This window comes from Selenomonas sp. oral taxon 136, from assembly GCF_001554015.1.
GTDB classification, from domain to species: Bacteria; Bacillota; Negativicutes; order Selenomonadales; family Selenomonadaceae; genus Centipeda; species Centipeda felix.
Genome location: NZ_CP014239.1, coordinates 2,194,987 through 2,209,291, shown reverse-complemented (window position 1 = coordinate 2,209,291; position 14,305 = coordinate 2,194,987). Strand labels below are relative to the sequence as shown.

Genomic DNA, 14,305 nt, shown 5'->3' with positions numbered 1-14,305 from the left:
TTGTGCAAAGATATTTTACCAGATTGATTCTGTATGTTCTACTTTTTTATGTGTCCGATTTCATTTTACAATGAACCTTAAACTTTTAGCGAGTTATATCATCGCAGCATACATATCATTTGCTGACTTATATCCGAAAATCTTGCGCGGATAGTTGTTAACCCAATCTTCGATCCGCTGCAGTTCCTTCGGCTTCAATTTGCTGAAGTCCGTTCCCTTGGGAAGAAACCTGCGCATCATCCGATTTCCGTTTTCGTTGCTTCCACGCTCCCAGCTGCTGTACGGATGCGCGTAATATACCTCGCCGCATTTGGCGGCACGCTTCATTCCTTCGCCATCCAAAAACTCTGACCCGTTGTCCGCCGTGATACTCTTGAATACGTGCGTAAAGTCTCCTTTGACGCGCCGCTGCAACCGACGAAGTGCTTGCAGTACTTCTTTTTGGCTCTTGTTCTTTATCAGAACATAGAGTGATTTCCTCGTCTGCCGTTCGACCAATGTTAAAATTACCGGCTTTGTCCCTTTGCGACCGACGACCAAGTCAATCTCCCAATGTCCGAACTCCTCTCTCCGATTCACCGGCTCAGGGCGCTCGTCGATGCTTTTCCCGTCCCGGTTATTCCACGCAGCGCCGCGTCTGCTGTTTTCTGTCTGTTTGTCTCGATTCTTTTTGTAGAGGAGGTCGTCGTTTGTGAGTTCGAGAAACAGCTGCTGATCGATATAGTTATACAGGGTCTTGACACAAATGCGGACATCATAGCTCCAGCCGCGTTGACAGAGCTCACCGATAACTGCCGCAGGAGACCATTTTTCTGTTTTGATCTTATGTTCAATGTGTCGAGCAAGCGCGTGGTCTTTATCGATTTTCAGCCCCCGCCCTTTACGAGCAGCGTTTTCCTCGTGTCGCCTTTGTGCTGCATCGGCAAGATACCCCCACTGCACCTGCAGGTCTCCGCAGGTCTTGATATTCTTTGTTGCAGGTTTGAGAGCTGTGCTGTCATTCCAAGACGCCGCTCCCGCTCAATCGTACGCTTGGAGCAGCCAATGTACGCGGCGATTTCCTGCGGCTTCAACCCGGCCTGGAAATAGGCTTCGATTTTGTACCGATCCAGCTCCGTCAGCTGTTTCCATTTCCCTGTTCTTGTAGTACAATGATTCTGTTCCATTTTGCAGTCTCACTTTCAGTTTCTTTTTGTGTTGTGACTAAAAGTTTAACTGAACCGTTTGCAAAATGGAACTTTTTGCGTCAATTTATTTTACAACTTACGGTCCGATTTCATTTTACAATGAACCCATATTTCTTTTTCTCATCTCGATAAGTGATTACAATACCGCCTTTAATTGGTGTGGACAAATTTGGGAAAACTTTGTCACTGTCTTCCTCATATTCCAACACTTTGAAATGTGGATCTTGCAACATCTTTTCGTTCCACGCCTTCGGCGTCGACCTTGCATTAAACAGAAACCTTGCAGGATGTATAAGTTCAACTTTATCAGCAACTTTATATGCTTCATCAAGAAATAAATGATAAATCGGAGGAGCATAATTACGCAAATCTCCATTAGATTCATCCTGATACGGCGGATTTCCAATCACAAAATCAAACTTCATTGTTCTTCCCCCCGTATTCACCCTACGATACTCCAGTCCGCTCTTCCGCCGCCAGTCATAGATGCGCACAGGCGGCATCTCTCCCGTATGCGCGGGGAACAGTCGGAGTTCCTCGATCTCCTCGGGCAGATCAAAGAGCATCAGCTCCATCGGCTCACTCTCCTCGGCATAGGGAATCGACCCGCGTATCCCGTCCATCTGCCAGAGATTCCACACTATCGTGCGGATGATGGCGCGGTACTCCTGTGCTGTCGGCTTTCGCCGCCAGCGTGCACGCAGATACTTCTCGAACGTCATGAGGAGATTGACGCGCGCGATGAGGAGATTGCCCCCTTGGAACTCGTAGCCATACGTCGCCTGATAGGCGCGCACTGTCCACCGCATCCATTCCGTTTCATCCGCGGTATTCTCGCACACGATGCGCAGTTTACGGTCAAGAACGCCCTGCCGCTCCGCGAGTGGTACGCCCTCCATCGTCGCGACATCATAGCGGTGCACGAGATAGGGTGCCTCGCCGCAGGTGATCTCAAGCCGCCGTGCATCGCGACATAGTGCTGCCACTTTCTTCGGCGCGGGAAACTGACGCGCGCGGACGGTACACCGTCTGCCATGAATGGATCCGCCCCACCGAAGTACGCGGCATCCACATCACCGATCATCTGCCGACAGACGGCAAGCGGGGTAAACACCTCAGCATGACGGCGCGTGCGCTCCGACTGCTGTTCCATCTCCTTGCGCGCCCGCGTCTTGATCACATCCGAGTGCTCTCCCGTAATCAGGGCAGGTCGGATCTCCTGTGTCCGCTCGTACGGAAAACCGAGGGAACGGTAGGCGTCCGTCGCCCAAATGATATTCCGTTTGGTCGTCTTATCCGCGAGAAGCGGGGCAAGGAGGCCCTTCGCGTGCAGCCGCAGAATCTCATCCTGTATTCCGACGAGCAAGATACACCTCCTTTTCCCATTCTCTCTCGTATGATCTGCTATTCGATATGATACTTCTCATAGAGCCGATGTCGCGCCTCACGATCCATCTGGTGGCTGTTTAATTGCAGGGTCCATGATCGCTAGCTCCTTTCTTTCGTTCATTTCCTTTTATTTTATCAGACATCACGTATTTCTTCCAGTAGGCACATTGTTTTCTCAACAAAGAGCACCCCCATATATCGAATGCTCTTCCGACATACGGGGGTGCTTCTGTTATCCCTCTCCGTTTCCTGCGCCGAGGGTGCGCGTGACGCGGTAGACGTCCTTGAGCTGGCGGACACGCGTCATGACCCGCTCGATCTGGTCGATGTTGCTGACGCAGAGTCCGAGCTGGACGGTGGAGGTTTTATTGCGGCGGTTCGGCGTGGCGTTGATGGTCTGGATGTTGATCTTCATCTCAGACGGCACGGCGAGGATCTCCGAGAGCATCCCGTTGCGGTCGTTGCAGATGATCTCGATGCCGACGGTGTACTCCTTGTCCAGACCGATGTCCCAGCTCACCTCGATCATGCGCGTAAACTCGGTGTCGTTGAGGACGTTCGGGCAGTCGGAGCGGTGCACGGAGACGCCCCGTCCGCGCGTGATGTAGCCCGTGATTGGGTCGCCCGGGACAGGGTTGCAGCAGCGCGCGAGGCGCACGAGGTAGCCGCCCTCCCCTTCGACGAGGACGCCATGACTTGCCTTTTTCCGCTTGCCGCGCCGCGGCGCCTTGAGCTCCGAGAGCATCTGCGAGACCTCTGGCGGTGTGCTGTCCTTGATTGCCTGCTGATAGAGCTCTATCAGCTTCGTCATCGCTCCGCGCAGGCTGACACCGCCGTAGCCGAGTGCGGCGAGCAGATCGTCCTCGCTCTGCACATTGAGCTTTTCCGCGACCTTGGCAAGTCGTCCATCCGTCATGAGATCCTTTGCCGCATAGCCGAGCCGCTTTGCCTCATCGCGGATGAGGGTCATGCCGCGCTCAATGTTCGCCTCGCGGTTCTCCCGTTTGAACCATGCGCGTATCTTGCCGCGCGTCGCCGAGGAGGCAACGGTGTTCAGCCAGTCGGGGCTCGGCCCGCCGCTCGCCTTGTTCGTGACGATGGAGACGATGTCGCCATTCTTCAGCTTGTATTCGAGCGGCACAATCTTCCCATTGACCTTTGCTCCGACGCAGTGATGCCCGATCTCCGTGTGGATGTGATAGGCAAAGTCGATGGGGTTCGAGCCTCTCGGCAGGTCGATGACATCGCCGCGCGGCGTAAAGACAAAGACTTCGTCGGAGAATACGTCGAGTTTCAGCGCCTCAAAGAATTCCTTCGGATCGTCGTATTCCTTCTGGAGGCTGACCATCTGACGCAGCCACGACATTTTTTGATCGTTCTCATCACCTGCGCCGACGCTCCGCCCTGCCTCCTTGTACTTCCAGTGCGCCGCGATACCGAACTCGGAGATCTGGTGCATCGCCTTGGTGCGGATCTGGATCTCGAGCGGATCCCCCTCCGTCATGACGGTCGTATGCAGGGACTGATAGCCATTGGACTTCGGCATGGCAATATAGTCCTTGAACCGTCCCGGGATCGGCTTCCACATCGCGTGGATGACGCCGAGCACACCGTAGCAGTCCTTGACCGTCGAGACGAGGACGCGCACGGCTGAGAGGTCGTAGATCTCATTGATGCTCTTGTTGTCCCGCTTCATCTTGCGATAGATGCTGTAAAAATGCTTCGCGCGCCCCTTGATCTCCGCCTCGATTCCCGCTGCCTCAAGCTGGGCACGGATCTTTTGAACGGCATCCTGAATAAATTCCTGCCGCTCACGCCGCTTCTGCTTTACCTCCTCCACCAGAGTATAGTATGCCTCCGGCTCCAAGTACCGCAGGCAGAGATCCTCGAGCTCCGCCTTGATGCCGGAGATGCCGAGGCGGTTGGCGAGCGGCGCATAGACTTCGAGTGTCTCCCGCGCGATGCGCTGGCGTTTGTCCTCACGCATATACTTCAGCGTGCGCATGTTGTGCAGACGGTCGGCAAGCTTAATCATGATGACGCGGATGTCCTTCGCCATGGCGAGAAACATCTTGCGGTAGTTCTCGAGTTTGACATCCTCCTTGGACATGGACTCAATGCGCCCGAGTTTCGTCACGCCGTCAATGAGCGTCATGACGTTTTTCCCGAATTCCGCCTCGATCTCCTCTAGTGTGGTCTGTGTGTCCTCCACCACGTCGTGCAGAAATGCGGCGCATATCGTCTCATCGTCAAGATGGAGCGTTGTAAGGATATAGGCGACGTGCATGGGATGGACGATATATGGCTCACCCGAGACACGTTCCTGTCCCCGATGAGCGTTTGCCGCAAATTCGTAGGCGCGTATAATTTTGTTGATATCCGCGTTTGGCTGATATGCGGCAATTTCCTCCAGGATCATATCGAGTGTCACAGGTTTCAGTTCATCCGACATTTTTTGTCGCCTCCTTTCTCTCCCGATGCTGACGATAGGTCGGCGCATCCATCAGCTCCATTGTACCCCGCGGCGGAACAAAATTCCACCCCTCAGGCGATACATTCAGCACGCCGAGCTCCAAAAAGATCTGCAGGGCGCAGTCCATCGTGTAATGTGAGATATGTTCCATCGTATATGAAAAGCGGTGGGTAAGCACAGGTGCACTCCCTCGTATCGTCCCATCCTCCGCCGCAAGAGAACGCAGGAAGGCATAGATCCTGCGAAGCAGTTCCCGCTCCGGAAAGATGCGTTCGTGTGCGGCGGGCGTGACCGTATCCACCATGCACTGCACGGAGCGTTCGCCCTGCCACTCGTTGATGCTCGGCGTATAGGCGAGGTCGCTGTCCTCCTCCGTCAGCACTGTCGCGAGATCGCCCGCATTCCAGTAAAGTGCCGTGATGTGATGCTCCCGCGTGCCGACGTCCATGCGCAGATGCTTTCCCTCCGCACCGATGGACGATGCCTTCTGCGGACGGACGTTCCGCACGCCGAAGATCGGGCGCGGATTTCCCATCCCATACGGCTCCAGCAGAGCCAGCTCCTCCACTGTCTCGACGGTCCAGTCCGCGGGAGCGGCAAGAGCCGAAACGGCGACCTTCGGGATAAAGTCCTGCGCGGTCAGTCTGGTGCGCACCGCCTCCGAAAAGGCACGGCGAAAGTCCGAGAGACGTTCACAGGAGAGTGTCAGTCCTGCCGCCATAGCATGTCCGCCGAACTGGATGAGGGTGTCACGACAGGCGGAAAGTGCCTCGTAGAGATGCAGTCCCGCGATGCTGCGGCATGAGCCCTTATAGACATCGCCCCGACGCGTGAGGACAATGCTCGGTCGATAATATTTTTCGACCAGGCGAGATGCCACGATGCCGATTACGCCTGCGTTCCATTCCTCTCCTGCCACGACGATGGCAGGAACATCGGGAGTGAAATCCGCCAGCTGCCGCTCCGCCTCCGCCAAGATGTCCTGCTCCAGATTACGCCGCTCCGTATTGAGTGCATTCAGCTCTCCTGCCATGCGGGAGGCACACGCCGTATCCTCGGTTAGAAGGAGCTCTGCCCCATGACGTGCTGTCTCAAGACGGCCTGCCGCATTGAGACGCGGGGCAAGCTGGAATCCGACCTGTCCCGTATTGATGCTCTTGTCCGCAAGCCCCGCGACCTCGATGAGGGCGCGGATGCCGACACAAGGGTGCTCTGCCATCTGCCGCAGTCCCATCTGCACAATTTTTCGGTTCTCGCCGACGAGCGGCACAAGATCGGCGACCGTGCCGAGTGCCGCGATGTCCAGATACTCTGCAAAAGACTCCTTTCTCTCCATCTGCCAAAGTGCCTGAACGAGCTTAAACGCGACACCAACACCTGCGAGATTCTTCTCCGGATAGGCGCAGTCTGCACGATGCGGGTTCATCACGGCATAGGCAGGCGGGAGCATCTGCCCCGGCAGATGATGATCCGTGATGACGATGTCCATGCCGCCCGCCGCCTCTGCCACAGTATCCACTGAGGCAATGCCGCAGTCCACCGTCACAAGAAGGCGACAGCCCTCCCCCGCGATCTGCTGCAGGGCATCGGCGTTCAGCCCATAGCCCTCCGTGAAACGGTTCGGGATATAGTAGGAGACATTGCCGCCAAGAGTGCGGATACTCCGCATCAGGAGGGCGGTTGCCGTCATGCCGTCCACGTCGTAGTCCCCGTAGATCACGATCGGCTCGTCACGGCGGACGGCAGACAGGACGCGCTCTGCCCCGCGCTCCATATCCGCCATGAGAAAGGGATCATGAAACGGCGTATCCGCGGGGTGGAGAAAGGCGCGCGCTTCCTCTGCCGTGCGGATGCCGCGCTGCCAGAGGAGCTGTCCGATGATGGGCGTAACGCCGATCTCTGCGGCGAGCGCGTCCCCCTCGTCCGTATGCTGTGCGACGATCCATTCTTTCAGCACGTTTTTCTCCTCCTCTTCCCACCTCATCAAAAGAGCCTGCTCAGCGACCCAAGCAGGCTCTTTCCCTATGAAATCACTCCGCCGCTGCAGGTTTTACCGCGGGGCGGCGATGCTCCGTCCGATTGCGCAGTTCAATCCAGAGCTGGCTCGCAATGAAGATGGAGGAATAGCAGCCGACCGCAAAGCCGATGAGCAGTGCAAAGGCAAAGTCCTTCGTCGTCTCACCGCCGAACCAATACAGGGCGAACGTCGTGAACAGCACGGTGAACACCGTATAGAGCGAGCGGGTCAGCGTCTGATAGATGGAACGGTTGACCAGCTCGTTCACATCCCCGCCGCGGCGGAAATGCAGTTTCAGATTCTCACGGATACGGTCAAAGATAACGATGGTATCGTTGATGGAGTATCCTACAATCGTCAGCAGAGCGGCGATAAACGAAGAGTCAATCTGCCGCTGCGTGAACGAAAAGACTGCCATGACGATGATGATATCATGGATGAGCGCGAGCACGGCCGACACCCCAAAACGCCACTCAAAGCGATACGCGACATAGAGGATAATGAGTGCCCATGAGATCACGAGAGCAAGCACGGCGTTCGTAATCAGCTCGCCGCCGATGGTCGCACCGACCTTTTCCTCGCGCAGCACTGTGTAGGGACCGACATCCTGCGTGAGTGACGCCATGACTTCCTTGCGCTGGTTCTCCTCAAGGTCGATCGTGCGGATCATCACGTTCTCAGACGCATCAATCCCCGCCTCTGCACCTGCAAACTGGATCGTGCTGCCGTCCAGATCATACTTCGCGAGGCTGCTGCGCACCCCCTGCAGGGTCACAGGCTGCTCAAAGCGCAGATCCATGATCGTGCCGCCCGTGAAGTCGATGCCGAAGTTGAATCCGCGCACGCCCATGCAGATAATCCCCGGGATAATGACGAGCAGGGAGATCAGAAACCATATTTTGCGATGTCCTGCGATATCGAACTTAGGCATTCTTCTCAGCCCCCTTCTTTCCCCCGAGCATAAAGCCCGTCGCACCATAGAGGCGCGGATTCTCTGACAGCTTCGAGTTGATCATCAGCTTGAGCATGAACTGCGTCAGCGTGATCGCCGTAAACATGGAGAGAATCGTGCCGACGCCAAGCGTGATGGCAAAGCCGCGTATCGTCCCCGTCCCGAGGAAGAAGAGCACACCCGCCGCGATCAGCGTCGTGACATTCGAGTCAAAGATCGTTGTAAATGCACGCTTGAACCCCGCGTCCATGGCAAGGCGCAGGGACTTCCCATTGATCTGATACTCCTCTTTGAAGTGTTCAAAGATGAGCACGTTCGCATCCACCGCCATGCCGATGGAGAGGATGATGCCCGCAACGCCCGGGAGAGTCAGGGTTGCATCCATCAGGTAGAGGATACCGAGCAGCATGATCGTATATGCCATCAGTGCCACGTCGGCAATGAACCCCGAGAAATGATAGAAGAAAATCATGAAGACGACGACCGCACCAAGGCCGACCGCAAAGGCGAACTGGGACTTGTCCTTCGAGTCCTGTCCGAGCGTCGGGCCGACCGTGCGCGTCTCGATGATCTCGACCTTCACGGGCAGTGCGCCGCTGCGCAGGACGACGGCGAGATTCTGTGCCTCTTCGAGCGTCTTCTGTCCCGTGATCTCCGCACGTCCGCCGAGAATCGGCTCGCGTACGTTCGGCGCAGTGAGTACCTCACCGTCAAGCAGGATCGCAATCGTACGCCCGACGTTCTTCATCGTCAGGTCGGCGAATTTCTGTGCACCCTCATCTGAGAACTCGAGGTTGACGACGTTCTGCCCCGTCTGCGGATTCGTCGATGCCTGTGCATCCTTCAGATCGGTACCGGTCAGGACGGTATTTCCTTCCTCATCACGGAACTCGAGCATCGCCGTCTTGCCAATGGTCTTGATCGCTGCATCGGGATCCTTGACGCCCGGCAGCTCGATGATGACGCGCCGATCACCCTCGCGCTGGATGATCGGCTCGGTGAGGCCAAGTGCATTGACGCGCTTCTCCATGATCGCCACCACGCGGTTCATCGCATCCTCGTTGACCTGTGCCTGTTCCGTATCGACCGCCTCCAGGACGACGTGTGTACCGCCCTGCAGGTCAAGCCCCTGTCGTATGGAGCTCGCAAGCGGCCGAACGCACACAAAAAAAGCTGCGATGATGACGGCGACCGTAATCACCAGCTTTAACAGACTATGTTGTCTCAACAGCCTTTACCCCTCTTTCACTCTGCCGTTTCGGCAGTCCATGCTGCGCCGCTCGGTCAGAATCCGATCGACGCGTGCATCCCACGCCGCCATGGGAACGGCAGGAACGATCTGAAAATCAAATGCCAGAACGAGACGTTCCGCATGCACCGCACGCGGCAGGAAGCGGTCATAATATCCGCCGCCCAGTCCCAGCCGTCCGCCGTCTGCATCAAACGCCGCACCGGGGACGATGACGACATCGATCTCCTCGGGCGGAATCTGCGCCCCACGTGCAGGATCAGGTGTCGGTATATCAAATGCACCATCGATCAGAGCATCCATGGCAGCCAGTTCCCGTACCTCCATTGTGCCGCGCCCCGTGATCTCGGGCAAAGCGATGCGTTTCCCCGCAGAGATCAGCTTCTCCATCAGCGGAAAGAGATCAATCTCCTCCGGCATGGATGCATAGAGCATGACTGTTCCTGCCCGCTTCAGCTCCGGCAGGACCTGCGCCGTAATGATGCCGCCCGCGTGCGTCCGCTGCTCCGGTGAAACTGCACGGCGGCGGCTCAGCATCTCCCGTCGCAGAGCCTTTTTCTCAGCACGTATATCCTCTGCCATCACAGCGGATTTACTCCTGTCCCTCACTCACGCCGCTGATCGCAGAGCGCTCAAAGACGATGCTGACGTTCTCGGCAGCACTGAGGGTAACGGTTTTCTCATCAATCGCAGTAATCCTGCCATGCATCCCGCCGAGCGTAATGACCGCATCGCCGACCTTCAGACGGCTGAGCATTTCCTCACGCTTCTTCTGTGCCTGCTTCTGCGGGCGGTAGAGGAGGAAGTAAAAGAAGAGCACCAGTATAACAATCGGGCCCCACGAACTCAGCTGTGCCATCATTTCTGCATCCATAAAGACAACTCCTTCACTTATTTCTATGATAGTGACTCATAAAGTCCTGATAAAACGATAAAAACGTCCCATCCAAAATTGACGCACGTATCCGCCGCATGAACTCCTGCAGGAAGTAGAGGTTGTGCAGGGAGAGCAGCCGCAGTCCAAAGATCTCCTGCGCCCGTACGAGATGACGGATGTACGCACGCGTGTACCCATTGCGGCAGGCATAGCAGCCGCAGCCGTCCTCCATGACGGTATGGTCATGCGCATACGCCGCGTTCTTCATCACGAGCCGCCCCGTCCATGTCATTGCCATGCCGTTGCGCGCCACGCGCGTCGGGAATACGCAGTCAAACATGTCGATGCCGTGCCGTACCCCCGTGAGGAGGTAGTCGGGGGTCCCGACACCCATGAGGTAGCGCGGTTTCTCCTCGGGCAGAAGCTCTGTCGTATAGGAGAGGATCTCCTCCATCAGTGCATGCGGTTCGCCGACGCTCAGCCCGCCGATGGCATAGCCCGGCAGATCGAGCTCCGTTGCAGCGGCGGCGTGCCATGCGCGCAGGTCGCGGTACATCCCGCCCTGCACGATGCCGAAAAGCCCCTGCTCCTCTGCGCCCGCCATCGCATTGCGGCAGCGGATGAGCCAGCGCTGTGTGCGCTCCGTCGAGGCCTTCGCATAGTCATGGTCGGCAGGATACGGAATGCACTCGTCAAACGCCATGACGATATCCGCGCCGAGCGCGCGCTGCACCTCCATCGATACCTCGGGCGAGAGGAATTTCTTCGCCCCGTCAATATGCGAGCGGAACGTCGCCCCCTCCTCGGTGATCTTGCGCAGGTCGCCGAGGCTGAACACCTGAAATCCTCCGCTGTCCGTGAGGATCGCACCGTCCCAGTGCATGAAGCGATGCAGTCCGCCCGCCTCACGCACAAGCTCCATTCCGGGACGCAGGAAGAGATGGTAGGTATTGCTGAGGATGATCCCCGCACCGAGATCACGCAGCTCATCGGGTGAAACGCCCTTGACGGACGCCTGCGTCCCTACCGGCATAAAGATCGGTGTTGGAAAGCTCCCATGGGGGGTATGAATGACACCGGCACGCGCTCCCGTCGCAGGATCTTTCCGAATCAGCTCATAGGTAATCGCTGCCAATCATCCACCTCCACGCCTGCCAAATTCTCTCTATTGGCGCAAACTCTTCCCACTCACAACACTACTATATTATGTATCACGCCCGACATTGTCAAGCCGATTCGCGACAATTCAATGAGCAAATCCAAATTTTACATTCCATAACATTTATCATAGAGCGAAATCGGTCAAAATATGGCATCATGCCATGCAGTGTGGTATACTTGCCATGATTTATCGTGTGCAGGAGGTAGGAATGTGCGAATTGTAGTAGCAGGCGCGGGACAGCTCGGATACAGCATTGCCTCGCTGCTCTCGGAGGAGGGCATCGACGTCGTCGTGGTGGACGGCGTGTCAAAGCAGCTGGAGGCGGCAAAGACGACGCTCGATGTGCTCACGGTCGAGGCAAATATCGCGAGCCCCATAACGATGAACGATCCAGACATCAATAGTGCGGACATTCTCATCGCGGTGACGGAGAGCGATGAGGTGAACATCGTCGCCTGTGTCCTCGCGAAGAAACACGGCATTCGTCATACGATTGCCCGCATTCGCGATATGAAGGTCACGGTGGAGGCAGGCAAGTATCTCAAGGAAAATTTTGACATTGATCTCGTGCTGAACCCCGAGCTCATCACGGCGAATGAAATCAACCGCATCCTCATGACCCCTGCCGCACTCAACGTGGAGGATTTTGCACAGGGCAAGGTGCAGCTCTTCGAGACGCGCATCCGCCGTCATGCGCCGATCGCCCGCATTCCGCTCAAGGACTTAACCCTGCCGCAAGGTGTCCTGGCAGGGCTGATCTTTCGTGACCATCGAATGATTATCCCCCACGGTGATGATATGTTTCTCCCAGGTGACAATGCCTACTTCATCGGCCTGCAGGAGCGGATCGAGGAGTTCAGCCAGAGCCTCGTGCCCAGCGACACGAAGAAGCTCGCACGCGTCGCCATCATCGGTGCGGGCCGAACGGGACGTGCGCTCGCGCTCATGCTCGAGCGTCAAGGGGTACAGGTAAAGGTGATCGACCGCAGCCGCGAGCGCTGCGAGCTGCTCGCAGGAATGATGTCAACAGGCCTTGCAATCTGCGGCGACGGTACGGATATGGATCTCCTGATGCAGGAGGGAATCGCCGAGGCGGATGCCATCGTCTGCCTGACGGAGGACGACAAGCTGAATCTGATGCTTGCCCTCCTCGCACGCCATCTCTCAAACAGCAGCATCAAGTCATTGGTACGCGTCAACCGCAATGAGTATATCGATCTCATGGAGAAGGTCGGCGTAACCATCGCGCTCTCGGCGCGTCTGCTCTCCGCAAGCGAGGTGCTCGCCTTTGCGCGAGGCGGCGATGTGGCGCGTGTCACCCTGCTCGAGGGCGCACGTGCAGAGGCGCTCGAGGTGATCGTCCGCCCCGGTGCTCCCGTCGCAGGAAAAAAACTGATGGATGCACGGCTCCCGCGCGAATGTCTCGTCTGTGCCTATGTGCGCGGAGAGAAAGCGGCAATCCCGAACGGCACGACGGAGCTGCAGCCGGGCGACCGTGTCATTCTCTTCGTCCTGAAGAGTTTTGCCAATAAGGCTCTCACCTACTTTGGAGACGACTGATGCGTTTTGATCTCTTTTGGGTGCTCATGGGGCGCACGGCGTACGTCTTCGCTCCGCTCTATCTTATTCCCTTTGCCTATGGGATAATCGTCGGCGATGCCTCGACCGGATTTTTTCTCGTTCTCAGTGTACTGACCTTTATCCTCGGCATGGTGTTCGGCAATATGGGGCGCAGTCACATGCGCCAGTTATCCGTGCAGGAAGGGACGCTCTTTCTGCTCGTCGTGTGGTTTTTCCTCGCGCTGCTCGGCATGCTGCCCTTTCATCTGGCAGGGCTGCATCTCTCGCCGATCAATACCTTCTTTGAATGTATCTCAGCACTTACGACGACGGGTCTGACGGCACTGCCTGAGGATCTGCCGCCCGCACTCCTCCTCTGGCGCGGACTCATGAGCTGGTTCGGCGGACTGCTCTTTGTCGTCATTCTTGTGACGGTGCAGCCCGTTGTCAGCAGCTGCTTCGGCGTGGATTTTTCGGTGCGGCAGGAGCGGCTCTTCAGCCCTCTCTGGAACCGCATGACGCGCCCCATGCACGAGATGACGCTGCTCTACATTGCCATCACAATTGCTGCGGCTCTCCTCTATCTTGCGGCGGGCGACACGGTCTTCTCAGCACTGCTGCTCGCCCTCTATACGATTGCCTCGGGGGCAGGGCCGATGGCGGGCGACCTCCCGCCAACACCATCTCTGATGCTCGCCGGCGGTCTCAGCGCTCTGCTCTCAGCACTGCCGCTCCTCACGATCCGACAGCTCCTGCATCGACGCGGCGAGGTGGACGTACTGCGCCACACAGAGCTGCAGGCCTTTTGCCTGCTCTTTCTCTCCGCCGGGCTGGTGCTCACCATTCCAGCTCTTCTGTGCAGCACATCCTCCCCCATCGATGCCATTGCCCACGGATTTTTCTACGCCATTTCCTTTCTCTCCACGAATGGGCTGCTGCTCGCAGGAGCGATCCCTGACCACGGCGGTGCCGTACTGCTCTTGACACTTCTCGCCATCATCGGCGGCTGCATGGGCTCGGCAGCAGGCGGTTTCCGCATTTCGCGCCTGCTCGTACTGCTCTCGCTTTCATGGACGGAACTACGGCGCACCCTTCACCCGCGCATGGTATTCGCCGTGCGGCAGGGGGGAATGCCGATCCCCATCCACTCGGTCGGACGGGTGCTCGTTCTCTCTTTTTTCTTCGCCGCAGTCTTTTCAGTCAGCAGTCTCCTCATCTCTCTGACAAACCTCGCCCCCATCGAGACGATTGCTCTGACGGTCTCCTGTCTCACAACGACGGGCGGTGTCGCGGGGCTGGTACACATGGACACAGCAGCGGCACTTCCGGCATGGACAAAGATCATCTGTGCCTTTCTCATGATCCTCGGACGCATCGAGATCTTTGCCTTTTTCCTCTTCGTCGGTGCGCTGTTCAAGGACACAGGGCATAACTGGTAG

The 14,305-nt window shown here is 57.1% G+C and carries 11 protein-coding genes and 1 pseudogene; 3 read left to right on the top strand and 9 right to left on the bottom strand.

Going from position 1 to position 14,305, the window contains the following annotated elements:
• Nucleotides 1–93: 93 nt before the first annotated feature.
• Together AXE86_RS10620 and AXE86_RS10615 are read right to left on the bottom strand one after the other, a co-directional pair.
• Nucleotides 94–1,166, bottom strand: a pseudogene (locus tag AXE86_RS10620) (IS30 family transposase).
• 110 nt (nucleotides 1,167–1,276) lie between these two features.
• A complete protein-coding gene (locus AXE86_RS10615; protein WP_061946735.1) occupies nucleotides 1,277–2,173 on the bottom strand; it encodes an Eco57I restriction-modification methylase domain-containing protein in 897 nt (298 codons plus the stop codon).
• On the opposite strand from AXE86_RS10615, the gene AXE86_RS13420 reads away from it, so the two are divergent.
• Nucleotides 2,164–2,604 carry a hypothetical protein gene (locus tag AXE86_RS13420; RefSeq protein WP_232294875.1) on the top strand — a complete coding sequence of 147 codons (441 nt, stop codon included), beginning with the start codon at nucleotides 2,164–2,166 and terminating at the stop codon, nucleotides 2,602–2,604. The two genes, AXE86_RS10615 and AXE86_RS13420, sit on opposite strands and share 10 nt — an antisense overlap.
• A 204-nt stretch (nucleotides 2,605–2,808) precedes the next feature.
• On the opposite strand, the gene AXE86_RS10605 is transcribed toward AXE86_RS13420, so the two are convergent.
• The 7 genes from AXE86_RS10605 to tgt all read right to left on the bottom strand — a co-directional run bounded on the left by AXE86_RS10605 (nucleotide 2,809) and on the right by tgt (nucleotide 11,279).
• Nucleotides 2,809–5,028: a RelA/SpoT family protein gene (locus AXE86_RS10605; RefSeq protein ID WP_061946733.1), complete on the bottom strand. Its 2,220-nt coding sequence runs from the start codon at nucleotides 5,026–5,028 to the stop codon at nucleotides 2,809–2,811.
• Nucleotides 5,018–7,006, bottom strand: a complete 1,989-nt coding sequence (gene recJ, locus AXE86_RS10600; protein ID WP_198145265.1) for a single-stranded-DNA-specific exonuclease RecJ — start codon at nucleotides 7,004–7,006, stop codon at nucleotides 5,018–5,020. Before recJ ends, AXE86_RS10605 begins: the two co-directional genes overlap by 11 nt.
• 73 nt (nucleotides 7,007–7,079) lie before the next feature.
• Entirely contained in the window at nucleotides 7,080–7,997 is a 918-nt protein-coding gene (secF, locus tag AXE86_RS10595) for a protein translocase subunit SecF (protein WP_061946731.1), read from the bottom strand.
• Complete coding sequence (secD, locus tag AXE86_RS10590) at nucleotides 7,990–9,219, bottom strand: protein translocase subunit SecD (RefSeq protein ID WP_061946730.1); 1,230 nt, start codon at nucleotides 9,217–9,219, stop codon at nucleotides 7,990–7,992. The genes secF and secD overlap by 8 nt, the downstream gene beginning before the upstream one ends.
• Before the next feature lie 33 nt (nucleotides 9,220–9,252).
• A complete protein-coding gene (locus tag AXE86_RS10585; protein WP_061946729.1) occupies nucleotides 9,253–9,849 on the bottom strand; it encodes a 5-formyltetrahydrofolate cyclo-ligase in 597 nt (198 codons plus the stop codon).
• A gap of 10 nt (nucleotides 9,850–9,859) precedes the next feature.
• Complete coding sequence (gene yajC, locus AXE86_RS10580) at nucleotides 9,860–10,141, bottom strand: preprotein translocase subunit YajC (protein WP_006691249.1); 282 nt, start codon at nucleotides 10,139–10,141, stop codon at nucleotides 9,860–9,862.
• A 13-nt stretch (nucleotides 10,142–10,154) separates the two neighbouring features.
• Nucleotides 10,155–11,279: a tRNA guanosine(34) transglycosylase Tgt gene (gene tgt, locus AXE86_RS10575; RefSeq protein ID WP_061946728.1), complete on the bottom strand. Its 1,125-nt coding sequence runs from the start codon at nucleotides 11,277–11,279 to the stop codon at nucleotides 10,155–10,157.
• Nucleotides 11,280–11,516: 237 nt separating this feature from the next.
• Between tgt and trkA the strand changes: the two genes are divergently transcribed.
• Nucleotides 11,517–12,866, top strand: coding sequence for a Trk system potassium transporter TrkA (gene trkA / locus AXE86_RS10570; protein WP_061946727.1), 1,350 nt, complete (start codon nucleotides 11,517–11,519; stop codon nucleotides 12,864–12,866).
• A complete protein-coding gene (locus AXE86_RS10565; RefSeq protein WP_061946726.1) occupies nucleotides 12,866–14,305 on the top strand; it encodes a potassium transporter TrkG in 1,440 nt (479 codons plus the stop codon). The genes trkA and AXE86_RS10565 overlap by 1 nt, the downstream gene beginning before the upstream one ends.

Excerpts from the sequence above, each read along its gene's own strand:
- AXE86_RS10605 (WP_061946733.1), bottom strand. The coding sequence starts at position 5,028 with ATGTCGGATGAACTGAAACCTGTGACACTCGATATGATCCTGGAGGAA.
- secF (WP_061946731.1), bottom strand. The coding sequence starts at position 7,997 with ATGCCTAAGTTCGATATCGCAGGACATCGCAAAATATGGTTTCTGATC.
- AXE86_RS10585 (WP_061946729.1), bottom strand. The coding sequence starts at position 9,849 with ATGGCAGAGGATATACGTGCTGAGAAAAAGGCTCTGCGACGGGAGATG.
- yajC (WP_006691249.1), bottom strand. The coding sequence starts at position 10,141 with ATGGATGCAGAAATGATGGCACAGCTGAGTTCGTGGGGCCCGATTGTT.
- AXE86_RS10565 (WP_061946726.1), top strand. The coding sequence starts at position 12,866 with ATGCGTTTTGATCTCTTTTGGGTGCTCATGGGGCGCACGGCGTACGTC.